Here is a 22,511-nt window from a genome sequence, read left to right as displayed (position 1 = left end):
TAAAATATTCATCAACTAAATTGTTCGTGGCGGAGAAATGTTGTGGAAGCACAGCCACCGCACCGATAGATTAGTTGAGTTGAGCAGAGTTTAGTTGAGAATAGCCGAGCCAAAATTGATGAGTAAGGAATAGTAGCGAAATGCGCATGCCGGAGAGAGCCAGTGGTCGGTGAAAACTGGCGCATGCCTTTCGTGAATGGGCCTTACGAGAGCAACTGCGCAAGTGGTTGACGTCTTTCCCGCGTTACTGGGAAGTGCCTGGAGGTTGGGCACACTGAGGTGGAAGTATGAACTGCTTCAACAGAGGTGGCAACGCGGCAGCAATGTCGTCCTCTGCAAACGGGGTTTTGCGCCCGTTTGCAGAGGATTTTTTTATTTCGGCTATTCTATCTAAACTTCAAATTATAAATTTGGAGGATGATAGAATGGATATTCAAACTTTTACAAAACGCGTACAACAAAAAGAAAACTTGCCTTACGATGACATGATCCAGGCGGCGAAAATCCTTTTTGACGAGGAAACGCCAAAAGAGGACATCAAGGAATTTTTGCTTGCCCTCCGTGAAAAAGGAGAAACTGCCGAGGAGGTTGCCGCCCTTTCCATCGTCATGAAATCCAATGCCGTCCGCATCCCTGTGCCGGAAGGGCCTTATATCGATAATTGCGGCACCGGAGGCGATGGGCTGCAAACCTTCAACATCAGCACGACTTCCGCATTCGTGCTGGCCAGCAGCGGCGTCAAAGTGGCCAAACATGGCAACCGGAAAATTTCCAGCTCTTCCGGCAGCGCCGATGTTCTGCAGGCATTAGGCATCCATACGGATTTCACCGTCGAAGAATCCGTGCAATTGCTCAAGCAGGAAGGCATCGTTTTCCTATACGCCCCTGCCGTTCACCCGAAACTCAAACGCATCGGCGAAGTTCGACGGGACATCGGAAAACCGACAATCTTCAACCTGGTCGGCCCTTTGACAAACCCTGTGGATTTGGACGTCCAGCTTGTCGGCATCAACCGTCCGGATTTCGTCGAAGAATACGCAAAAGTATTGCGCATTTTAGGCCGCAAACGGGCCATCGTCGTATCCGGTTCCCAAGGAATGGACGAAGCGTCCCTGGATCACCGGAACCGCGCCGTGCTGCTTGAAAACGGCGACATCCGGCCTTTGACCATCGATATCGAACAATTGGGATTGCAGCCGGCAACGGTTTCGCACCTGCGAGGCGGCACACCGGATGAAAATGCCGAAATTTTAAAGGCCCTCTTAAAAGGCAAACGCACGCCATATTATGATGCCGTTGTATTAAATGCGGCCCTCGGTTTCTACGCTTACGGCACCGCCGATTCATTGAAGGACGGGGTGGCCATCGCCCGAGAAGCCATCGAATCCGGCCGCGCCTATGAGAAGCTGGAGGCGGTCGTCGAGTTCAGCCAAAACATTATAAAGGAGCAAACAGTCTGATGACGATTTTGGATACCATCATCGAACATAAAAAAACCCTTCTTCCAAAATTGAAAGCAACGAAGCCTGAACGGAACGTCCCTTTAAAGAAACGCCCGTCCCTGTACGAAACTTTGCGGAAATCGGACACCCTTCAGGTCATTGCCGAAATGAAGCGGGCCTCCCCTTCCAAAGGGATCATCAATGCGGAAGCCGATCCGGTCGAACAGGCAAAGCGCTATGAAAAAGCCGGAGCCGCCTGCATTTCGGTTTTGACGGAAGAAAAGTTTTTCAAAGGTTCCTTCGAAGATTTAGCGGACATTTCCAAAAATGTAAACCTTCCTATATTAAATAAAGATTTCATCATCGATCCGGTGCAAATCGATTATGCCCTTCACGCGGGCGCATCGGTCATTCTGCTGATTGTTGCAGCCCTGGATGACGAAACGTTGTCCGAATTGTACGACTATGCGACAAGCCGCGGATTGGAAGTGCTCGTGGAAGTGCACAACGAAGAAGAGCTGGAGCGGGCCCTCCGCCTTCATCCGAAACTGATTGGCGTCAATAACAGGGATTTAAAAACGTTCCATATGGATTTGGCCCAAACGGAAAAATTGGCCAATATCATCAACCAATACGAAGACATCGCCTTCATCAGTGAAAGCGGCATTTTTGAGACAGCCGACGCCGAACGGGTGGCAAAGGCCGGCGCCCGGGCCATTCTGGTCGGAGAATCGTTGATGCGAAGCGGAAATCCGGAAGAGACATTGGCATCTTTCCAAGTCAAACTTCCGACGGCGGAGGATGTCAAGCCATGACCAAGGTAAAAATTTGCGGATTGAAAGAACCGGAGCATGTGCTCTGCGCCGTCAATGCGGGAGCGGATTTCGTCGGCTTCGTGTTTGCGCCGAGCAGACGGCAGATTACCGTTGAACAAGCGGCCCGGCTCGCGGAACTTGTACCGGCCCACGTCAAAAAAGTCGGAGTCTTCGTCAATCCCTCCGAAGCGGAAGTGCGGGAAGCTTTTGAAAAAGTCCCGCTCGATTATGTGCAATACCACGGCAATGAAGACCCCGACTTTATCAAAAAACTGGGCTGCCCTTCCATCAAAGCCTTTTCCATCCGGGACGCCAAGGATGTCGAAAAAGCCGCCGGATATCAGGCGGATTACTATCTGTTCGACGCTCCCGGAACCGATTACGCCGGCGGGAGCGGCAAAGTCTTTGACTGGTCATTGCTGGAGCGCCTTTCCATCCCGAGGGAGAAAGTGATTCTGGCGGGAGGTCTCAACCCCGCAAACGTCCGGCAGGCGGTTGCCGCCGTCCAACCTTTCGCCGTGGATGTCTCAAGCGGTGTGGAAAAGAACGGGAAAAAATGCTGCGAACTGATCCAATCGTTCATCCAGGCTGCAGCCGCTTCAACACAAACCGTGCGTATAAATGAACGTAAATAATACGCTTAACATCAAGCTGCCAACCATTTCACAACAAACCGTAAAAGGAGCTAATTGACATGACGATGACAACAAAAGGCAAATTCGGCCGTTTCGGAGGCCAATTTGTTCCGGAAACTTTAATGACCGCTTTGCAAGAGCTGGAAGAAGCCTATGAACATTATAAGCAGGACGAATCCTTCCAACAGGAACTTCGCTACTATTTAAAAGAATATGTGGGCAGGGAAACGCCCCTCTATTTTGCCCAACGCCTCACAAAACATTGCGGCGGCGCGAAAATTTATTTGAAACGCGAAGATTTGAATCACACGGGTGCTCACAAAATCAACAACGCCCTCGGCCAGGCATTGCTCGCCAAAAAAATGGGGAAAACGAAAATCGTGGCCGAAACGGGAGCCGGCCAGCACGGTGTGGCAACGGCGACCGCCTGCGCCCTTCTCGGCATGGAATGCATCGTCTTCATGGGAGCCGAAGATGTGAAGCGCCAAGCCTTGAACGTGTTCCGCATGGAGCTTTTGGGCACAAAAGTGGTGGCGGTCGAAAAAGGATCAAGAACATTAAAAGACGCGGTCAATGAAGCGCTGCGATACTGGGTGACCAATGTGGAAACAACCCATTACATTTTGGGTTCCGCCTTGGGTCCGCACCCCTTCCCTGTCATTGTCCGCGATTTCCAACGGGTGATCGGAGATGAAACCAAGAAACAAATTTTAGAAAAAGAAAACCGCCTTCCGGATGCGGTCGTTGCCTGCATCGGCGGCGGAAGCAACTCCATCGGCATGTTCTATCCGTTCATCGAAGATCGAGAAGTCGCTTTGTACGGCGTGGAAGCGGCCGGCAAAGGATTTGAAACCGGGAAACACGCGGCCGCGATCAACGCCGGAAAAACAGGCGTGCTGCATGGCGCTTTTATGTACCTGTTGCAGGATGACAACGGCTTCGTGCAGGAAGCCCACTCCATCTCCGCAGGGCTCGACTATCCGGGAGTCGGACCGGAACATTGCTACTTGCATGAAACCGGCCGCGCCAAATACGTGATGGCGACGGATGACGAAGCGCTTGCGGCAGTGAAACTTCTTTGCCGGACGGAAGGCATCCTCCCCGCCCTTGAAAGCGCCCATGCCGTCCATTATGCGACGGAACTGGCAAAAACGATGGATCCGGACCAAATCATCGTCGTATGCCTGTCCGGCCGCGGCGACAAAGACGTGCATACCATTTATGACGCCCTTGGAGGTGAGCTGGCATGAGCCAAATCAAAGAAGCGATTTTGGAAACGAACCGGCAAGGCCATAAAGCCTTTATTCCATACATTATGGCGGGCGACGGCGGACTTGAAAAACTAAAACCGACCATTTTGAAGCTGCAGGAGCTGGGCGTTACGGCCATCGAAGTGGGCATCCCTTTCACCGACCCGGTTGCGGACGGACCGACGATCGAGGAAGCCGGCGTGCGGGCTTTGGCCAATGGGACCACTCTGCGCAAAGTGCTCGAAACCCTTGCCGGCTTTGCCCATGAAATCAAGATTCCGTTGATTGCGATGACGTATTTGAATCCGGTGCTTGCTTACGGCATCGGCCAATTCGCCAAAGACGCCCATAAGGCGGGCATCCGCGGCGTCATTATTCCGGATATGCCTCTGGAAGAAAGCGATTTGGTCCATCCGGCGCTTAAGGCAGCCGGCATTGACCTGGTGCAGCTCGTTTCATTGACAAGCACGCCGGAACGGATTGAAAAATTGACGAAAGCCAGCGAAGGATTTATTTATGCCGTGACGGTCAACGGAATCACCGGCGCCCGCTCCTCTTTCGAAGGCGATTTGGAGAGCCATTTCAAAAAAATCCAAAGCTATACCGATACGCCTGTATTGGCAGGGTTCGGCATTTCCACCCCTGAACATGTCAAACAATTCGGCTCCTTTACAAGCGGCGTCATCGTCGGCAGCAAAATCGTCGACAGTCTGGCAAAGGGCGACTGGGATGCTATCGAAAATCTCGTCAAAGCTTCAAAAACCGTTCCATTGGCTTAAACGTTTCGCCTTGCGTGCTGCGGCAATATCGGCCCTCCGCGGAGATATCGCCCCTTCTTTGAATTTGAAGTTTGCGGCGATTTCGCCGCGTTTGGCAATCTATCGGCAGCGCGGGTTTTGTCCGCCGTTTTTGCGGAAACCCCGCCCGTTATTGACAGATTTTTGTTACAATATCGACTGTTCCGTAAATTTGATATTGAAATCGATGCGCTCTGAGACAATAATATTAAAAAAGGAGTTGTAATCATCATGAGCCAAACATTAATCAAAAACGGATATTACGGCAATTACGGCGGAAGCTTTGTGCCGCATGAAGTGCAAAAAGTTCTCGACCGGATCGCGGAAGAATTCGCGAAAGTGAAAGACGATCCGGATTTCAACAATGAACTGAACTACTACTTGAAAGAATATGCCGGCCGCGAAACGCCTCTTTATTTTGCAAGAAATTTAACGGAAAAATTGGGCGGCGCCAAAATTTATTTAAAACGGGAAGATTTGAACCATACCGGCTCCCATAAATTAAACAACGTGCTGGGCCAAATTTTGCTTGCCAAACGCATGGGTGCAAAGAGAATCATCGCGGAAACCGGAGCGGGACAACATGGGGTTGCCACTGCGACAGCCGCCGCGATGTTCGGCATGGAATGCACGATTTACATGGGGGCAAAAGATACGAAACGGCAAGCGTTGAACGTGTTCCGCATGGAGCTTCTCGGCGCCAAAGTGGTGGCCGTCGACAAAGGAAACGGCTTATTGAAAGAAGCGGTCGATGAAGCATTCATGGATTTGGTGAAAAACCATGACAACACATTCTATCTGCTTGGATCGGCAGTCGGTCCTACGCCATATCCCGAAATCGTGGAACATTTCCAATCCGTCATCAGCCGTGAAAGCCGCGCGCAACATTTAGAAAAAGAAGGAAAACTTCCGACAGCGGTCATTGCGGCAGTGGGGGGCGGCAGTAACGCAGCCGGTGCGTTCGCGCATTACATCAATGATGAAAACGTGCGCTTGATCGGGGTGGAACCTGCCGGCGCGGCAACCATTACAAAAGGCAAACCTGGCGTTCTTCACGGTTTCAAAAGTTATGTCCTTCAAGATGAGGAAGGCAATTTGCTTGAAACGGACTGCATCGCTGCCGGATTGGATTATCCGGGAGTAGGCCCGCTTCATGCTTACTTGCATGAATCCGGACGCGGCGAATATGTGACTGTCACAAACGACGAAGTGTTGGATGCATTCCAGGTGTTGTCCAGAACGGAAGGCATCATTCCTGCCCTTGAAAGCTCCCACGCAGTCGCTTATGCGTTGAAATTTGCGCCGACTTTATCGCCTGAAGATACGATCATCGTCAACATTTCCGGACGCGGCGATAAAGACGTGCAGCAAGTATTTGAATTGCTGAAAAACAAATAAGATCCGGGGGTGCTTATCAGAGAGGCCCCGCAAAATCCTTTTAAAATAAAAAAGGGGATGTTCGCATTTTGCCGAACTCCCCTTTTGATTTTGCAGCCATGTCACGGCGAATACGCCGGATCATTGCGATGTCCGCTGTCATGGAGAATCTATGTCAAGAACCCTTCGAATTCCTTTATAACGGCGTCCTGCTCTTAATGCCGCCCCCGATTTTATCGAGCATATCGATGGTCATCGCTTTCAAATCATACTTCGGATTGAATCCCCAGTCGGCAACCGCCCGGGATGAATCGATGTTGTTCGGCCAGCTTTCGGCGATGCTTTGCCGCACCGGATCGACATCGTATTTGATTTCAAAATGCGGAATATGCTTTTTGATTTCCGCCGCGATTTCCGACGGATCGAAACTCATGGCGGAAACATTGTAGGCGTTGCGGACCGTCAATTTGGCAGGATCCGCTTCCATTAATTCCACGATGGCGTTCAATGCATCGGGCATATACATCATATCCATATAAGTGCCTTCCGCAATATAAGAAGTATAACTCCCTTCATTCACCGCTTTATGATAAATTTCCACCGCATAATCGGTCGTCCCTCCCCCGGGCGGCGTTCCCGGCGAAATCAGGCCCGGAAAACGGAGACCCCTGACATCCACGCCATAGCGCAAATGATAATAATCGCAGAGCAGCTCCCCTGCCACTTTATTCACCCCATACATGGTCGTCGGCCGCTGCAACGTTTCCTGAGGGGTGTCGTTTTTCGGAGTCGATGGGCCGAATACGGCAATGGAGCTTGGATTGAACAATTGCATATTCAATTCTTTGGAAACTTCCAATGCATTCAACAGGCCGCCCATGTTCAATTCCCATGCCAGAATCGGCTTGATTTCCGCCGTTGCCGAAAGCAGCGCCGCCAAATGGATCATCGTATCCGCTTTGAACTTTTTCGCCACTTCGTACATTTTCAACGCATCGAGGACATCCAGCACTTCGAAGGGTCCGTCATGGTTCTTGTCTTCCCGTATATCCGTTGCCAGGACATTGTCTTTTCCATATTCAATCCGGAGCTTTCTCACCAATTCGGAACCAATCTGTCCAAGCGCACCTGTGACAATGATTCTCTTCATTTCGCCCCTCCTCTGTCGAGTGATTATGGAACATATAAATGTGCCGTAAACTATTTATATGCCGGCGTTTACCGATGGGCTATTCATTCGACCAGAGGAGGGTTTTTATTTTTATTCCATCACCGTGATGCCGCAGATGGATTCAAAGGGGAAAGCGCGGCCGTCCTCGAATGTGCAGATGCGCCGTTTGCCGTCGAGTTCGGCGATTTTTCCCGCCGCTTTAAAGATGCGCCGGTTTTGCCAAATTTTCAGCTCGACTTCACAGTGATTGGCGCATGCCGCGATGAGCTGTTCATTCAAATCCTGCAAAGCCCATTCATCCAGAACCGGCCTCTCTTCGCATCTGTCCTTCTCTCTCCATTCCCTGAGCATTTTCACATGTTCCGGGAGCATCATCGCGTTCCATTTGATATTCCCCCGATCTCGAATCATCTTTCTTCACCTCTTTTGTTTCGAAGAATTTGGGTGGTGGCGGTGGAAGCGATTTTGGAAGAACCGCAAACGGCGGCCTTTCCATTCCGCGTGCCTTCGGGAAGCGAATCCCGCACGAATCGGCCTTTTGCGGGCATCCATGTTTCTATTTCTTATGGCCGCCAAGAAACTGCGACCGATCCAGTGCGGTTCCCGCTTCCGTATAAGACACCGCGCGAAGGACGGCGGTCGGTCCGATTTTGGAACGCAAATAATCCATCGTCGCGCCAAGTTTCCGCCTTTTCCATTTTTGGCGGTCAAAAAAGCTCAATTGCATGGAGCGTTCCGTCTCCAACTTGGAAAGGCTGATGGTGATTTGTCTGACCGGGCGCTCGGCATAATATTCATCCAGCAGTTCTTTGCAGACTTCATAAATTTTCATCGTATCATTCGTCGGTTCGTCGATTGTCCGGGAGCGCAGGAACCCGCCCCCAAAGGCGTCTTTGCTGTAGCCCACGCCGAGGGAAACCGTCCGTCCCGCCTGATGCGCTTCCCTTGCCCGGCGAGCCACATCTTCGCACATTTCCAAAATGACCGTGAGAATCTCCCGGCGCGTCCGGTAATCCCGCATGAGCATCTGCCCCTTGCCGAAGCTGATCTGCCCCTCCGCAATAGGGGCGCCGAGAGGGGACAAATCGATTCCCCACGCATGGTAATATAATTGATTTCCCAAAATGCCAAAGCGGCTCTCCAACATCTCCAAATCCGCGCGAGCCAAATCCCCCACTTTGAAAATGCCCATATTGTTCAACGAGCGTTCCGTGCGGCGGCCAATCCCCCACATTTCCGAAAGGGGCGAAACGGGCCACAATTTTTTCGGAACATCTTCATAAGTCCATTTGGCAAAGTTCGTTTTCTTCGCTTCCAAATCCAAAGCCAATTTGGCCATCAGCATATTCGGCCCCATCCCTACCGCGCTCGGAATTTGGAATTGGCTGTAGATGCTTTTTTGAATGTATTTTGCCGTTTCTTCCGGCGGACCCCAAAGCTTTTCCGTGCCGGACAGATCCACGAAGCTTTCATCAATGCTATAGACATGGATCGCTTCTTTCGGTACGAATTGGTTGAGCAAATTGGTGATTTCCATGGACATTCGCACAAAAAATTCCATTTTCGGTTCAAACAGCCGGATGTCCGGATGTTTCGGTATTTCATAAAGGCGGGAGCCGGTTTTGATGCCAAAGCGTTTCTTCATCGGTGGTGATGCAGCGAGCACGACACTCCCCTTTTGCTCAAAGTTGCCTACGACCGCAATCGGCACTTCCATCGGATCCAAATTGTGCAGCATCGCCATGCAGCTGGCATAAAAACAGCGCATATCGATGCAAATGATCGAACGGTCCGGAAGAAGCTCGTACAATTCTTCGGGGCTAAAGTCCGTGTAATTCAGCGCATGGATGTGCATCATGGCCACCTCCGCTTATCCATTATATGTATAGATTATATGTGCAGAACGTATGTTCTATACCTCATTTTAAAATGAGACCATTGAGACGACAAGTGGGAAAACTTGGGAAAGAAATTCGGACGGTGATTGGGCAAGCGGATATCCGCACAAGCGCCATCCTGCCCCAAATAAAAACCATCCGGACGATCCCCGGATGGTCCCTTCTTTATTCCAAAAGCAACACTACTCCACCACTTCCGTAAAGAAGCATCTCTTCATATGTTCAATAAAAAGTTCGCCCTGATCCGTAAAGGTCGCGACGCCCCGCTTATGGACGGCCGTTTTGAATCCTTCCGCGTCGGCTCCGGCCACCGTCAAAAAGTCGCAGATGTCCGTGCACACGCCGCATACATGCACTTTCTCCACGCCGAGGGAACGCAGCTTGTCCGCAAGACCTGTGCGAAAGAACGCATTGTAATTTTCTTTCGGCTGCATGATTACATTCGGATGGTCTTTATGCTTTTCGTACCAGTCCTGTAGCTCCCCGTACAGCTGCTGCCCCTTCGTCCCGACCACATTGTGGGGCGGCCATAATGCAAAATGCGGGTCGTTCTCCTGATGGGCATCCATCGCAAAAACGACAATCTGATCCTTCTCCAAAAATTGATCGGCCATTTCCACAATATACGGCACAATTTCCTGTGCCGGTTTCCCGGCCGTCAAGCTGCCATCATCCGCCACAAAATCGTTGCTCATGTCCACAATCAGCAAAGCCTCTCGCATCACGACACCTTCTTTCCCTGATTTTATATTTCTATTGTATCATGGAAATTTTGGAAAGAAACGATGCCCCAAAAGGATTAATAAAATTGAGACATCTCCGCCGGACAGACAAAAACGGAGAATCCGGGCTGCGTCCGGATTCTCCTTTAATATGCATTATAATTAGCACTTTACTCAATAATATTCGTCTCAATGCCTTCCAAAGGGCCAATCAGAACGGTTTTACCGACATGAGGACAATCATGACCACCGCAATGAGGGAAGCTGTCATTCCCGCAGCGGCGATTTGTTTATTCAATGCTGCTGCATCGGCCGGAATGTCGCTGCCTTTGTAACCGTCCAAAATTTCGGAAACTTTTTTTACTCTCTTGCCCGTATATCCCACCGCCAAGTAGTGGGCGATGACGTATAGCACGATGGACGCAATGTACCAGCCTTGAGTGAACAACGATGTGTTAAGCGCGCCCATAATGAGCCCTGAGAGGATTAGGATGATGCTTCCCACTTTCGCCACACTCTCTACCTTTTCACGATTTGGTTGACAAAAACGAGGCTTTCTTTCGTCTTGCCGAAAGACTGGATGACCGGCATGGCAAAGGATGGTCCCATCCCCACAACCGCCGCCACCACATGGATAAGTACGAGCAATCCGTAAAGTGACATGTAAAATATCTCCAAATCCATAATTCTACTATAATTACTGTAAAAATGTTGAAATCCTGCTTCATTATAACAAAAGCCCCAATGGTGTTCATTAATCTTGAAAAAAAACCTGAAGATTTGGAGAAATTATAGAAAATTCCATATGAAATAACTGAATTTTAAATTATTTACATTAACAAAATATAAATATATCAATCAATACCCAATTTCCTTATAATCAAAGAAAGGAGGCGAATAAAGGCATGAATGAAAAATTGGCCCTGATTATGATTAACGGGATCATCGCGGTACCCATGCTGCTGCTTGCTTTTTATTTATACAAAGGAAAAGGCGGCTTTTTGATCGCCGGTTATAATACATTGCCGGAAGAAGAAAAAGCCAAGTACGACGAACCCGCCTTATGCCGGTTTGTCGGCAAAAACATGTTCGTTTTGACCGGGCTGATGGTCGTATGGACGATAGCGGAGATATTTGAAATATTATGGTTGCTGATTGCGGGAATCGCCCTGTTTGTCGGCGTCGTGGTTTTTATGATCATTTATTTGAACACCGGAAACCGGTTCAGGAAAAGTTGATTCAGGCGCCTCCGCAACGGCCCAAAACAAAACACCCCCCAAAGCCGTAAAAAGCAGCCTCGAGAGGTTATTTCTAATGTATGTGGAAATGTTCAATTGTTGACTTGTGCAGGGTAGATTTTCATTTTTTGTAAAACATTTGGGGCAAAGCCGCAACAAATGAAAATCCCGCCAGGATGCAACAACCTGCGCGAAACATAAAGCGGCAGCCTGCCAGCGCAGGCGCCTGCTATCCCATCCAGCGCAGGCCTTTCGGATAATGGTTTTTCATCACATTTCCGGCAAGCTTGCCCCAGCCGATGGAATAGCCGTCCACGGTCATCAGATACCAGCCTTTTGGACCGCCTGCCTGCAAGGTTTCCCCTTTCAAATAAGCGAGGATTTCCTCCGAATCCGCGGGAAGATTCCACACGTTTTTCGCATCCTCCCCGCTTAGTGCCAAAGCGAGGGCATGGGAAGGCTCGAAGCGGTTTTTCTTGAACGTTCCCAAATGCAGGCCCGGACGCAGCACCTTCAGTTGATCCAAAGCCGGCGCCTCTTCCGGCAGCGCATACAGTTGATCATGGAATGCGATGAAATTTCCGGAAGGCGTCCTGTTCAATGTTTCGCCTGCAAATTGCTGATAGGCCTTCAACATTTTCGGATCGAGTTTCGATTTGGCATATTTGATGCGGGGCGCCTCATCCCCGTCCACCTTTTTCAGCACGGCGATGTAATGCCCTTCCCCTTTCACGAGATGGGGCCAAATGCGGATCGTCTTCTCAATGCCGGGAGCCGCCTTTTCCACCCAATCGGCTCTTCCCGGGCTGAAGCCTTCGTACACTTCCACTTGCTCAATTTCAAAGTTCGGATACTTTTCAAGGAAGCGGCTGATTGTTCCCTCGTTTTCTTCCGGCGAGAAGGTGCATGTGGAATAGACGAGCCGTCCCCCCGGCTTCAACATGCTTTGGGCATGGTCGAGGATTTCGTCCTGCCGTCTTGCGCAAAGGGCCACATTTTCCGGACTCCAGTGCAGGCGGGCTTCTTCATCTTTCCGGAACATCCCTTCCCCGGAGCAAGGAGCATCGACCAGGATCCGGTCGAAAAAGCCGGGGAAACGGACGGCAAGACGCTCAGGCGTTTCATTTACCACAATGGCGTTTTGGATGCCCATCCGTTCCACGTTCTGCGATAAAATTTTCGCCCGCTGCGGATGGATTTCATTGGAAACGAGCAGTCCTTCCCCCCGCATTTCGGAGGCAAGGTGGGTCGTCTTCCCTCCCGGCGCCGCGCACAAGTCGAGGATGCGCTCTCCCGGCCGGGGATCCGCCAATTCCCCTACCGCCATCGCGCTCGGCTCTTGGATATAATACAACCCCGCTTCATGGTAAGGGTGTTTTCCTGGCCGTTCATTGCCAGGATAAAAATAGCCTTCCTTCACCCAAGGGATTTTCTCGGTTGTAAAAGGATTCATTTGTAAAAATTCATCTATTGAAATTTTTAGCGTGTTTATTCGCAAGCCCTGATTCTTCTCTTCTTCATAGCTTCGAATAAAGGCATCATATTCTTCTTGCAATAAGTTTTTCATTTTTTCTTGAAAGGTTTGTGGAAGATTCAATTTATTCACCTCAAAAAGTATATTATCATTCATTTTGATATTTGGGGTGGTGAACATATTTTTATTAACCGTATTGGTGAAGATATTTACTGATATTGTGAAATTAGAAATATTAACTATTCCATTATTATTTGGTGATTTGCCCAAACAGGGCTATAATCAAAAAAGGACGTCTGTAAATTCAGGACGCCCTTTTCAATCATTAAGGTATTTTCACTGTAAATGGTTCAAATTTAACATCTTTTAGCCCACTATAATCCTTTTCGATATATTGACCGTTTTCATCTGCCCCGCCACCACTCGATGGAATCTCCAAATATGGGGTAATGGTCAATTCCGTCACCTTTGAGTCAATTGGATCAAATTGCTTTTTACTTTTATACACGATGGCATCTTTCATTCTTTCCCCTGTCACTCCGCCTGACAGGTTTGTCAGTTTGTTGCCATCTTGGTCTACTACTAGGAAATCGATATATTGCCCTCTCGTTTTATCAAAATCGTCCACTTTTTCAGAACTCTCAAAAGATACACTTACACCTGTTTTGCTTATGGACACTTCTGTTACCTTGAGTTGTATGCCATCTACTGTTTGTTCATGTTGAACAGGAATTGTTTTTATGTCTTTTATTTTTTTGATTGGCGTTGAGAAGTGCCATTTTTCCCCTTTTTCTCCCTTAAGCGTTAGCCCCAGTTCAAATTGGTCAGGCATCTCTTCGGTAATGCCGATCATTTGAATGGCTGTACGAGTGGTTGATGAAATCATTTCTTCTCCATAAGAACCTGAAACTGCTTTAGGCAATTTTCCATTAATCGTAATATCCATGCCTGCACCGAAATAATGTTCACCTAATTCCCTTTCAGACTCAATAATGAGGCCGATTGTAATATTGCTTTGATCAGATAGAACCTCATTTAACGTAACGGATATTCCATTAATTGTTTGTGTTTCGCCAATTTCGTCGATTAACCCTTCTTGGTAGGCATTTTGTAAACCCATTAAGTCGGAATCGCCAAAAACAGAACCGATTAAAGGGATTTTCGATAAACTCGTTGCAATCGCAGGAGAATATTGAGCTGAAATAAATAATAATCCAAATACTGCAGCCACACAGCTTAAAAGATAAGTGATTTTTCTTTTATATAAAGGAGCTTTCACCTTTCCATCCATTTGCTCTTGTGCTTGAGCAATTCCAGTGCGAATCGCCGATCGAACTTCGGCTTGCGGAAACACATCGAAATGATCAAATTGTTCTTTCATTGAACTTATAACTCCTTTCCAGTTCATTTTTTAAATGTTTTTTTGCTCTTCGCAAATAGGTTTTGATTGTTCCAACCGGTTTTCCCATCACTTCAGCAATATCCCGAATAGACAGGTCGTGATAGTAAAATAAAATAATCGAGGTTTGATAGGATTCATTTAACTTTGATAATGCTTCGCCTAAATGTAAAGAATCAGATGGCAGCTCCTGTTTGTGTTCCATTTTCCTTAATAGTTCCATTTCATCGTACGGAATCATTCGATCGCGTTTCTTCCAATAATTGGTAGCATTCACGAATGAGAATTCTGAAGAGCCATGTCGAGAAATATTCGGGATTTCGCAAATCTTTAATCGCTAAAAACGCTTTGCAAGTTGTTTCTTGGATAACGTCCAGTGCGTCTTCTTTCCTTCCAACATAGGAAAGCGCTTTATAATAAAGCATTTGTTCTTCTTTAAAAAGCAATTGTTCAAAGGCTTGCGCATCTCCTTTGATTGCTTTTTCCACTAGTTCGATATCATGTTTCACTCTCTTAATCCTCCTTTCATTAATTAGAGCTTCCGGAATAAAGGAAAAGTTTCAAAGGATTAAAGTTTTTTATCGACAGTCAAAAAACCTCTATTTCTGGTATGCAATAATTGCCAACACCATTCAAAAAAATGACGTCCACTCAAGTTTCAATAAATCCAATAAAAAAACCGAGCATCCCATCCTGCTCGGTCCATAGATCCAATCCTTTACTTTTGCTCCACCACTTTCCCGTACAATTCCGGGCGGCGGTCGTCATATACCGGAATTCGTGTGCGGACTTCATCCACTTTGGAGAAATCCACGTCGATCACCGCCAACTCTTCATCTTCGGCTCCCGTCCACAGCACTTCTCCCCAAGGCTCGATCACCATCGACTGGCCGTTGAAATTTTCCGGTTTGCGGGAAATCCGGTTCACGGCGATGACAAAACATTGATTTTCGATGGCGCGTGCCTGCAACAAAATTTTCCAATGATCAATCCGCGGAGTCGGCCATTGGGCGGAAACGAACAGCACTTTCGCCCCGGCCAATGCATGGGCCCGGAGCCATTCAGGAAAGCGGATATCATAGCAAATGACAGCCGCTGCCGGAAGATCGTCCAAATCGAAGCGGTTCATGGAATTCCCCGCTTCCAAGTACTTCTCCTCATCCATCAATCTGAACAAATGGGCTTTGCTATATTCGCTCACCAATTCCCCATCGCGGTTCACCACATACATCGTATTATAAAACTTGCCGTTTCGCTTTGTCGCGACAGAGCCTCCGACAATATGTACATTCAGCTCCCGGGCAAGGCGTTGAAGAAAGGCTTTCGTGCGGTCGCCGTTTTCGTCCGCCAATTCCTCCAACTTTTCCAGGGCATAACCGGTATTCCACATTTCGGGCAATACCACAATTTCAGCGCCCTTCTCAACCGCTTCGCGAATCAGCCGCTCCGCCCGTTCGAAGTTTTCCTCCACCTTCCCAAACCCGACATTCATTTGAATGCAACCAATTTTCATCACAAATCCCCCTAGACAATTATTCAAAAAAATAATAATATTCCTACATATCTACTTATAATTATAAACGGGAACTTCCTTAAAATACAGAATGACAGATTTTGAGAATTCCATCAAGTTGTACCTTAACCGACTAAATCAATAAGAAAAGAGGATGCACATGGAATTATCCGATAAACTCCAAAAACTCCCTACTCAATTTTTTGCTTCCCTTGTGCAAAAAGTGAATACGGCGATTGCTGAAGGGCGGGACGTGATCAATCTCGGACAGGGGAATCCGGACCGGCCAACGCCTCCTCACATCGTCAAGGCGCTTCAAGAAGCGGCAGCCGATCCTGCCACCCATAAATATTCCCTTTTCCGTGGCATGCCAGAATTAAAACAAGCCGTAAGCGACTTTTACAAAAGGGAATACAATGCCGACATCGATCCGAATGAAGAAGTGGCCATTTTAGGCGGCGCAAAAGTTGGGCTGGTCGAGCTGCCGTTGTGTGTGCTTAATCCAGGAGACTATATGCTGCTTCCGGATCCGGGGTATCCGGACTATTTATCCGGTCCGGTGTTGGCGGATGTTCATTTTGATACAATGCCATTGCTTGAGGAAAATGATTTTCTCCCGGATTATGACGCTTTGCCTGATGAAGTGAAAAGGCGGGCAAAATTGATGTATTTGAACTATCCAAACAATCCGACGGGCGCCACAGCCGATTTGGCGTTCTTCGAAAAAACGGCGCAATTTGCAAAAGAACACAGTATTGCCGTTGTTCACGATTTCGCATACGGAGCCCTTGGATTCGACGGGAAGAAACCGGTCAGCTTCCTGCAAGCGGAAGGGGCAAAAGAAGTCGGCATCGAGTTTTACACATTATCCAAAACCTATAACATGGCCGGCTGGCGCGTCGCTTTTGCGGTGGGAAACCGCAGCATCATTGAAGCCATCAACTTGTTGCAAGACCATCTGTTCTGCAGCCTCTTCCCTGCCGTACAGCGCGCGGCCGCCTATGCATTGAATGGCGATCAATCCTGTGTGGAAGAATTGCGAAACATTTACGAATCCCGCCGCAATGTGCTGGTGGAAGAAGCCCGCCGGATCGGATGGAACGTAAAAGCGCCAAAAGGCTCCTTCTTTGCATGGTTGCCGGTTCCGGAAGGGTTTACGAGCCAAGAATTTTCCGATTACCTATTGGAAAAAGCGGATGTGGCAGTCGCAAGCGGAAACGGATTCGGCGAGCACGGCGAAGGCTATATCCGGGTCGGCCTGCTGGTGGAGGAAGAACGGATCCGCGAAGCCATCCGCCGCATTGAAGCATTAGGAATTTTCCAAAAAAACAAAGCAAAAGTTCAGAAATGAACTCACCCCCTCCCCTTCGAACAGGCGGAGGGGGTAAAATTTTTGCCCGTCTCCCTCCCATATCTTCAAAGATCTACGGTTCAATTGACGAAAAATTCAGAAATAAGATTGATTTTCGCAGGATTTTTCGCTTACGATAGATTTACAACAATTGGCCACTCCACAGAAAAGGGTGATAACATGACCATAAAATATACAATCGCCGTAAAAGAAGGAATCCTTCATGCGAAAAAGATGGCCCAAAAGAAGTTGCACTACCAGCTGGATATTCCCCATCTCTGGGCCGCTTTGCTGCAACCGGGCCACTTTGCCTACAACTTTTACCGGGAATTAAACATTGATATGGATGAACTGATTCAACTCGTCAATAAGGAAGTGGACAAAATCCCATCTATATCGGGCACGGAAATCGCCTATGGAGAAAAAGAAAGCCAGCGCCTGAAAAGGCTGTTCAAACAGGCGGAAATCGAAGCGGAACGTCTGCGGGACCGCTTTATTTCCGTCGAACATTTGATGATTGCCCTGTTTGAACAGGATTTTAATCCGATCACAAAATATTTGACCCAACATCATGTAACCAAAGAGTCCATCTATGAAAAATTGAATCAAACGCGGGACGGGCAAAGCGTCACATCCGACCATCAGGAAGCGCTGTACGATTCATTAAACAAATATGCGGTCAATTTGAATCAAAGATACATAGACGGAAAAGTGGACCGGGTTGTCGGCAGGGAAAAAGAAATCAACGATATCATCCGCATTCTGACAAGAAAAAATAAAAATAATGCGATATTGATAGGAAGCCCCGGGGTTGGGAAAACCGCCATCGTCGAAGGCTTGGTCCAAAAAATTGTGAACAAAGAGGTTCCAAATAATTTGCGCGACAAAGTCGTCTACAGTCTCGACATGGGCTCCCTTCTCGCAGGAGCCAAATACCGCGGGGAATTTGAAGAAAAATTAAAAGCCGTATTAAACGATGTGAAAAAATCCAATAATCGGATCATTCTCTTCATTGATGAAATCCACACGATTGTCGGCGCAGGACGGACAGAAGGCTCCATGGATGCCGGAAATATCATAAAGCCGATGCTTGCCCGCGGGGAACTTCGCTGCATTGGCGCAACCACGCAAGATGAATACCGGGAATATATCGAAAAAGACAAGGCATTGGAGCGCCGTTTCCAACGGGTGATCGTCAATGAGCCGTCCATTGAGGCAACCATCGAAATACTGCGGGGCATCAAAGAAGATTATGAATTGTATCACGAAACACTGATTACGGATGAAGCCATCGAAGCGGCGGCCAAACTTTCGAAACGCTACATCACCGACCGGTATTTGCCGGATAAAGCCATTGACCTGATGGATGAAGCGAGCGCAGTAAAACGGATTTCCTTAAATGAAGTCCCCCGTTCCATCAAGAACATCAACGAACAAATTTTGCGGACAAAAATCGCCCTTTATAAGCAAGATTTGGACCCCGACCCGACATTGGACAGGAACGCCCTTGAACGGCAGCTGAAAAGTTTGGAAAGCGAAAAAGAAAAAATGGAGAAGCAATGGGCAAAAGAGCTGGAACTGCTCCATTTCATGCAGCGGGAAAAAAGGAATTTGGCAAGATTGCATAAATTATATGAAAAAGCGGTAAAGAACAATGACGTCGGCCAAATCGTCCAATTGGACACCCATGACATTCCCGCATCGCAAAAGCGGCTAAAAGAGCTGGAACAACAATGGGAGTCGCTAAGGGAAACAGAAACCTTCATCGATAATGTGGTAACCGCCGAAGATATCGGGCGCGTCGTGGAAAGACTGACCGGAATCAAAATCACGGGCCTCATGGAAAATGAACGGAATCGGCTATTGCATTTGGAAGACGAAATACACAAATACATCGTGGGACAAGATGAAGCGGTGAAAAAAGTGACCCACGCCGTCCTGCGTTCAAGGGCCGGAATCAAAAATCCGAATAAACCGACCGGCTCGTTCCTGTTCCTCGGACCTACGGGCGTCGGCAAAACGAAACTCGCCAAAGTGCTGGCAAAAGTGTTGTTTGGTACAGAGCTGGATATGGTGCGTCTGGACATGTCAGAGTATATGGAAAAACACGCTGTCGCGAAACTCATCGGTCCTCCGCCGGGATACGCCGGCTATGACGAAGGGGGCCACTTGACGGAGGCGGTCCGGCATCGGCTCCATTCCATCATCGTCCTGGACGAGATCGAAAAAGCCCATCCGGATGTGTTCAATATTCTATTGCAGGTGCTCGATGAAGGAAGGCTTACGGACTCCCAGGGCCGGACGGTGGACTTTAAAAACACGATTTTAATTATGACAAGCAATATCGGATCGGAACGGCTGCTGGATTCCATTGAAAGGCATAATGCCATTACATCCGAAGCGAGGGAAGCGGTCATGAACGAATTGCGCGCCCATTTCAGGCCGGAATTTATAAACCGGATTGATGAAACCATCCTGTTCAGCCCGCTGGTGAAAGAACAAATGACGGCGATTGCCGAAATATTGATGGAAGAACTCAATGAACGGTTAAGGGAAAACAAATTGATTCTGCACGCCACTTCGGATGTCATCCAATGGATTGCGGAAAACGGATACGATCCGATATATGGGGCGCGCCCAATTCAGCGGTTTATCGTCCAGCACATCGAAACACCGCTTGCCCGGGACATCATTGCCAATCAAATCGGTGAAAATGTCCGCATTATTGTTTCCATCCAAAATGGTAAACCGGTTTTCCATTATGAACCGGTTTGATTCCCGTTTAAATGAAGGAGAGGAAGCCCTGTCCCCTCTCCCAAATTTCAACACTACAATTCTTCGAAACTGCTATTTTTTTCTTCGTATTTACATCAATTTTCTGAAAATTGTATAGACGTATTTTTTGAAATCCGATACAATTGATTTGCAACCGTTTTCATTATTCCGAAAATTCGGATTAATGAAGTTGTTCGTGCATTTGTAAAAGGAAAGAAGGTGACTCCTTGAAGAGCTTTGATGTGCTCATTATCGGAGCCGGGCCCGGCGGATATGTAGCTGCGGAAGAAGCCGCACAGCTGGGGAACTCAGTGGCGGTGATTGAAAGAAATGCCGTCGGCGGCTGCTGCCTCAACGTCGGCTGCATCCCTTCCAAAGCGTATTTGCAATACAGCCGCTGGTTGTCCGCCGTACAAGCCCTGAATAAGAACGGTATATCGGTTGCAGTGAATCAAATCGATTTCCCCTCCGTTGTGAGAAGGAAAAACAAAATCATCTCCCCCCTGCAATCGGGCATCCATATGACCTTTAAAAGAAATGGCATCCATTATATTACAGGAGAAGCGAAACACGTAGAAGGCAAAATTTTTGAAGTGAATGGAGAGCGATACTACGGAAAACATGTATTGCTTGCCACGGGCGGCGCCCCCTTCATCCCGGACATCCCGGGTTTAAGCGATATCGATTATTTGACGACGAACACCTTTTTTGACATGGAGACATTGCCGAATCGCTTGGCCATCATCGGCGGCGGGGTGATTGGCGTGGAATTGGCCTATGCGATGAAAAGTTTCGGCACCGATGTCACGATCATTGAAGCCGCACCGGACATATTGTTGACGGTCGACCCGGACGCCCGTTCCATTGTGAAAGAAAAGCTTCAGAGCATGGGAATAAAAATCATTGTAGAAGCTTCCGTCCAAAAAGTGAAAAAAGGAATCGTCCTTCTTTCCGATGAAGAGATTCCTTTTGATCGGCTTCTGGTGGCGACAGGCAGAAAACAAAACCTGGAAATCCCGATGGCGATGGGACTTGAACTGGATGAAAGAAAACAATTTGTCAAAGTAAACGAATACTATGAAACGAGCATGAAAAACGTTTATGCGGTCGGCGATTTAATCGGCGGCCATACACTCGCCCATGCGGCCAGTGCGGAAGGCGTAAAAGCCGTCCGTGCCATAAACGGAAAAAAAGAAAGGCCCGTATCACCATACAGCATCCCCCGCCCTCTTTTCATCGATCCGGAAGTTTCCGAATTCGGGATGAGCGAAGAAGAAGCAAGAAAAAAAGGCTATGACGTAATCGTCGAAAAAATGCCGTTTTCATTCAATGGACGGGCCATTTGCGCCAATGAAACGGAAGGCTTTGTCAAAATCATATCCGAAACGAGGTACCGGGAAATATTGGGGGCCGTCATTGTCGGACCCGACGCGGCGGACCTGATCCACCAAATCCTTGCCGTCCGCGAAGCTGAAGGTACCGTCGATGAATTGGCGAATACTGTCTTCGCCCACCCTACCGTTTCGGAGTTGATCCAGGAAACAGCAAAAAGAATAATGAAACATCAATAAATCAAAGGAGGAATCAAAATGGCGGAAAAAGCGAAAGGCATGCCCAAATTGTTTGCGAGCGTCGATACGTCGGTGAAGGAATTGGTGGATTTGGAGATTCGCGCAGCTACCGATGCTGTGGAATTGACGAAAGACAAAGCAAAATCCATGTACAAATCAATGGAAGATATCCGAAATTTTGAAGAAAATGTAAAACGTTTCTTCGCTGCCGGTGAAATTCCGGGGTTCGTGCACTTGTACGCCGGTGAAGAAGCCATTGCTGTCGGTGTTTGTGCCCATCTGACAGATGAAGACTACATAACCAGCACCCACCGCGGACACGGGCACTGTATTGCCAAAGGCGGCGATTTAAAAGGAATGATGGCCGAAATCTTCGGGAAAGCGACAGGCCTTTGCAAAGGTAAAGGCGGTTCCATGCACATCGCCGACATGGACAAAGGGATTTTAGGAGCCAACGGAATGGTTGGCGGCGGTTTCGGGCTGACAACCGGCGCGGCCATGCGCAACAAATATAAGAAAACGGACCGGGTTGCCGTTTGTTTCTTCGGTGACGGCGCGGCCAACGAAGGCGTATTCCACGAATGTTTGAATATGGCGTCCATCTGGAAGCTGCCGGTGATTTTTGTATGTGAGAACAACCTCTTCGCCGAATCCACTCCTCAATGGTATTCTTCCGCTTCCCGCACAATCGCGGAAAGAGCCGTCGCCTATAATATGCCTGGCGTCCGGGTGAATGGAAAAGATGTCGTCGCCGTTTATGAAGCGGCCGGCAAAGCCATTGAACGCGCGCGCAAAGGCGAAGGTCCGACGTTAATCGAATGCGTCACTTACCGGAACCACGGACACTTTGAAGGTGACGAACAGACTTACAAAGCGCCCAGCGGAGAAGAAAAAGAATGGGCGGAAGTGGATCCGCTCGAAGTTTTCCGCCAATACGCCATCGAAAACGGCTTGCTGACGGAAGAAGAATTGGATCAATTGAGAGAAGAATCCATCCGCGATATTGAAGAGGCGATCAAATTCGCCAAAGAAAGTCCGGAACCATCGCCTGAATCGCTCTATGAAGATGTTTTTGCGGACTAA

The 22,511-nt window shown here is 48.3% G+C and carries 22 protein-coding genes and 1 other annotated feature; of the genes, 11 read left to right on the top strand and 11 right to left on the bottom strand.

Going from position 1 to position 22,511, the window contains the following annotated elements:
- Nucleotides 1-109 precede the first annotated feature (109 nt).
- Nucleotides 110-337, top strand: a binding site (T-box leader).
- Between the two features lie 88 nt (nucleotides 338-425).
- From trpD to trpB (NST62_RS01280), 6 genes are all read left to right on the top strand, one after another.
- The gene (trpD, locus tag NST62_RS01305) at nucleotides 426-1,460 is read left to right on the top strand and encodes an anthranilate phosphoribosyltransferase (protein ID WP_141602120.1); all 1,035 of its coding nucleotides are present in this window, start codon (nucleotides 426-428) and stop codon (nucleotides 1,458-1,460) included.
- Nucleotides 1,460-2,257: an indole-3-glycerol phosphate synthase TrpC gene (gene trpC, locus NST62_RS01300; RefSeq protein ID WP_141602119.1), complete on the top strand. Its 798-nt coding sequence runs from the start codon at nucleotides 1,460-1,462 to the stop codon at nucleotides 2,255-2,257. Before trpD ends, trpC begins: the two co-directional genes overlap by 1 nt.
- On the top strand, nucleotides 2,254-2,892 hold the full coding sequence (locus tag NST62_RS01295) for a phosphoribosylanthranilate isomerase (RefSeq protein WP_141602118.1): 639 nt from the start codon (nucleotides 2,254-2,256) through the stop codon (nucleotides 2,890-2,892). Before trpC ends, NST62_RS01295 begins: the two co-directional genes overlap by 4 nt.
- Nucleotides 2,893-2,951: 59 nt before the next feature.
- Nucleotides 2,952-4,142: a tryptophan synthase subunit beta gene (gene trpB / locus NST62_RS01290; RefSeq protein ID WP_141602117.1), complete on the top strand. Its 1,191-nt coding sequence runs from the start codon at nucleotides 2,952-2,954 to the stop codon at nucleotides 4,140-4,142.
- Complete coding sequence (gene trpA / locus NST62_RS01285; RefSeq protein WP_141602116.1) at nucleotides 4,139-4,921, top strand: tryptophan synthase subunit alpha; 783 nt, start codon at nucleotides 4,139-4,141, stop codon at nucleotides 4,919-4,921. The genes trpB (NST62_RS01290) and trpA overlap by 4 nt, the downstream gene beginning before the upstream one ends.
- 249 nt (nucleotides 4,922-5,170) lie before the next feature.
- Nucleotides 5,171-6,337, top strand: coding sequence for a tryptophan synthase subunit beta (gene trpB / locus NST62_RS01280; RefSeq protein WP_342463050.1), 1,167 nt, complete (start codon nucleotides 5,171-5,173; stop codon nucleotides 6,335-6,337).
- Nucleotides 6,338-6,512: 175 nt separating this feature from the next.
- Here the strand turns inward: trpB (NST62_RS01280) and NST62_RS01275 are convergent, their stop codons facing one another.
- The 6 genes from NST62_RS01275 to NST62_RS01250 form a co-directional block, all read right to left on the bottom strand.
- Nucleotides 6,513-7,466, bottom strand: a complete 954-nt coding sequence (locus NST62_RS01275) for an NAD-dependent epimerase/dehydratase family protein (RefSeq protein ID WP_141602114.1) — start codon at nucleotides 7,464-7,466, stop codon at nucleotides 6,513-6,515.
- A 111-nt stretch (nucleotides 7,467-7,577) separates the two neighbouring features.
- Nucleotides 7,578-7,898, bottom strand: coding sequence for a YolD-like family protein (locus NST62_RS01270; protein ID WP_141602113.1), 321 nt, complete (start codon nucleotides 7,896-7,898; stop codon nucleotides 7,578-7,580).
- A gap of 145 nt (nucleotides 7,899-8,043) precedes the next feature.
- Complete coding sequence (locus tag NST62_RS01265) at nucleotides 8,044-9,342, bottom strand: UV damage repair protein UvrX (protein WP_181733226.1); 1,299 nt, start codon at nucleotides 9,340-9,342, stop codon at nucleotides 8,044-8,046.
- 225 nt (nucleotides 9,343-9,567) lie between these two features.
- The gene (locus NST62_RS01260; RefSeq protein WP_141602112.1) at nucleotides 9,568-10,107 is read right to left on the bottom strand and encodes an isochorismatase family cysteine hydrolase; all 540 of its coding nucleotides are present in this window, start codon (nucleotides 10,105-10,107) and stop codon (nucleotides 9,568-9,570) included.
- A gap of 211 nt (nucleotides 10,108-10,318) precedes the next feature.
- On the bottom strand, nucleotides 10,319-10,621 hold the full coding sequence (locus NST62_RS01255; protein WP_141602111.1) for a DUF2269 family protein: 303 nt from the start codon (nucleotides 10,619-10,621) through the stop codon (nucleotides 10,319-10,321).
- A gap of 5 nt (nucleotides 10,622-10,626) precedes the next feature.
- Nucleotides 10,627-10,770, bottom strand: coding sequence for a hypothetical protein (locus NST62_RS01250; RefSeq protein WP_181733221.1), 144 nt, complete (start codon nucleotides 10,768-10,770; stop codon nucleotides 10,627-10,629).
- Between the two features lie 242 nt (nucleotides 10,771-11,012).
- Between NST62_RS01250 and NST62_RS01245 the strand changes: the two genes are divergently transcribed.
- A complete protein-coding gene (locus tag NST62_RS01245) occupies nucleotides 11,013-11,345 on the top strand; it encodes a DUF3784 domain-containing protein (RefSeq protein ID WP_342463049.1) in 333 nt (110 codons plus the stop codon).
- Between the two features lie 229 nt (nucleotides 11,346-11,574).
- On the opposite strand, the gene NST62_RS01240 is transcribed toward NST62_RS01245, so the two are convergent.
- The 5 genes from NST62_RS01240 to NST62_RS01220 all read right to left on the bottom strand — a co-directional run bounded on the left by NST62_RS01240 (nucleotide 11,575) and on the right by NST62_RS01220 (nucleotide 15,731).
- Nucleotides 11,575-12,942, bottom strand: coding sequence for an RsmB/NOP family class I SAM-dependent RNA methyltransferase (locus NST62_RS01240; protein WP_141601254.1), 1,368 nt, complete (start codon nucleotides 12,940-12,942; stop codon nucleotides 11,575-11,577).
- Between the two features lie 202 nt (nucleotides 12,943-13,144).
- Nucleotides 13,145-14,200, bottom strand: a complete 1,056-nt coding sequence (locus tag NST62_RS01235; protein ID WP_328219784.1) for a DUF4179 domain-containing protein — start codon at nucleotides 14,198-14,200, stop codon at nucleotides 13,145-13,147.
- On the bottom strand, nucleotides 14,184-14,459 hold the full coding sequence (locus NST62_RS01230) for a sigma-70 family RNA polymerase sigma factor (RefSeq protein ID WP_328219783.1): 276 nt from the start codon (nucleotides 14,457-14,459) through the stop codon (nucleotides 14,184-14,186). Before NST62_RS01230 ends, NST62_RS01235 begins: the two co-directional genes overlap by 17 nt.
- On the bottom strand, nucleotides 14,443-14,727 hold the full coding sequence (locus tag NST62_RS01225) for a sigma factor (RefSeq protein ID WP_342463048.1): 285 nt from the start codon (nucleotides 14,725-14,727) through the stop codon (nucleotides 14,443-14,445). Before NST62_RS01225 ends, NST62_RS01230 begins: the two co-directional genes overlap by 17 nt.
- Nucleotides 14,728-14,936: 209 nt before the next feature.
- Nucleotides 14,937-15,731 carry a carbon-nitrogen family hydrolase gene (locus NST62_RS01220; protein ID WP_328219781.1) on the bottom strand — a complete coding sequence of 265 codons (795 nt, stop codon included), beginning with the start codon at nucleotides 15,729-15,731 and terminating at the stop codon, nucleotides 14,937-14,939.
- A 160-nt stretch (nucleotides 15,732-15,891) separates the two neighbouring features.
- On the opposite strand from NST62_RS01220, the gene NST62_RS01215 reads away from it, so the two are divergent.
- The 4 genes from NST62_RS01215 to NST62_RS01200 all read left to right on the top strand — a co-directional run bounded on the left by NST62_RS01215 (nucleotide 15,892) and on the right by NST62_RS01200 (nucleotide 22,511).
- Nucleotides 15,892-17,082, top strand: coding sequence for a pyridoxal phosphate-dependent aminotransferase (locus NST62_RS01215; protein WP_328219780.1), 1,191 nt, complete (start codon nucleotides 15,892-15,894; stop codon nucleotides 17,080-17,082).
- 180 nt (nucleotides 17,083-17,262) lie between these two features.
- Nucleotides 17,263-19,857 carry an AAA family ATPase gene (locus tag NST62_RS01210; protein ID WP_342463047.1) on the top strand — a complete coding sequence of 865 codons (2,595 nt, stop codon included), beginning with the start codon at nucleotides 17,263-17,265 and terminating at the stop codon, nucleotides 19,855-19,857.
- A 227-nt stretch (nucleotides 19,858-20,084) separates the two neighbouring features.
- Nucleotides 20,085-21,428 carry a dihydrolipoyl dehydrogenase gene (lpdA, locus tag NST62_RS01205; protein ID WP_342463046.1) on the top strand — a complete coding sequence of 448 codons (1,344 nt, stop codon included), beginning with the start codon at nucleotides 20,085-20,087 and terminating at the stop codon, nucleotides 21,426-21,428.
- A gap of 90 nt (nucleotides 21,429-21,518) precedes the next feature.
- A complete protein-coding gene (locus NST62_RS01200) occupies nucleotides 21,519-22,511 on the top strand; it encodes a thiamine pyrophosphate-dependent dehydrogenase E1 component subunit alpha (RefSeq protein ID WP_342463271.1) in 993 nt (330 codons plus the stop codon).

Origin of the sequence: Ureibacillus sp. FSL K6-8385, assembly GCF_038593155.1 — a bacterium.
GTDB classification, from domain to species: Bacteria; Bacillota; Bacilli; order Bacillales_A; family Planococcaceae; genus Ureibacillus; species Ureibacillus terrenus.
The sequence above is the reverse complement of the archived record's forward strand: the minus strand, read 5'-3'. Positions and strand labels throughout refer to the sequence as shown.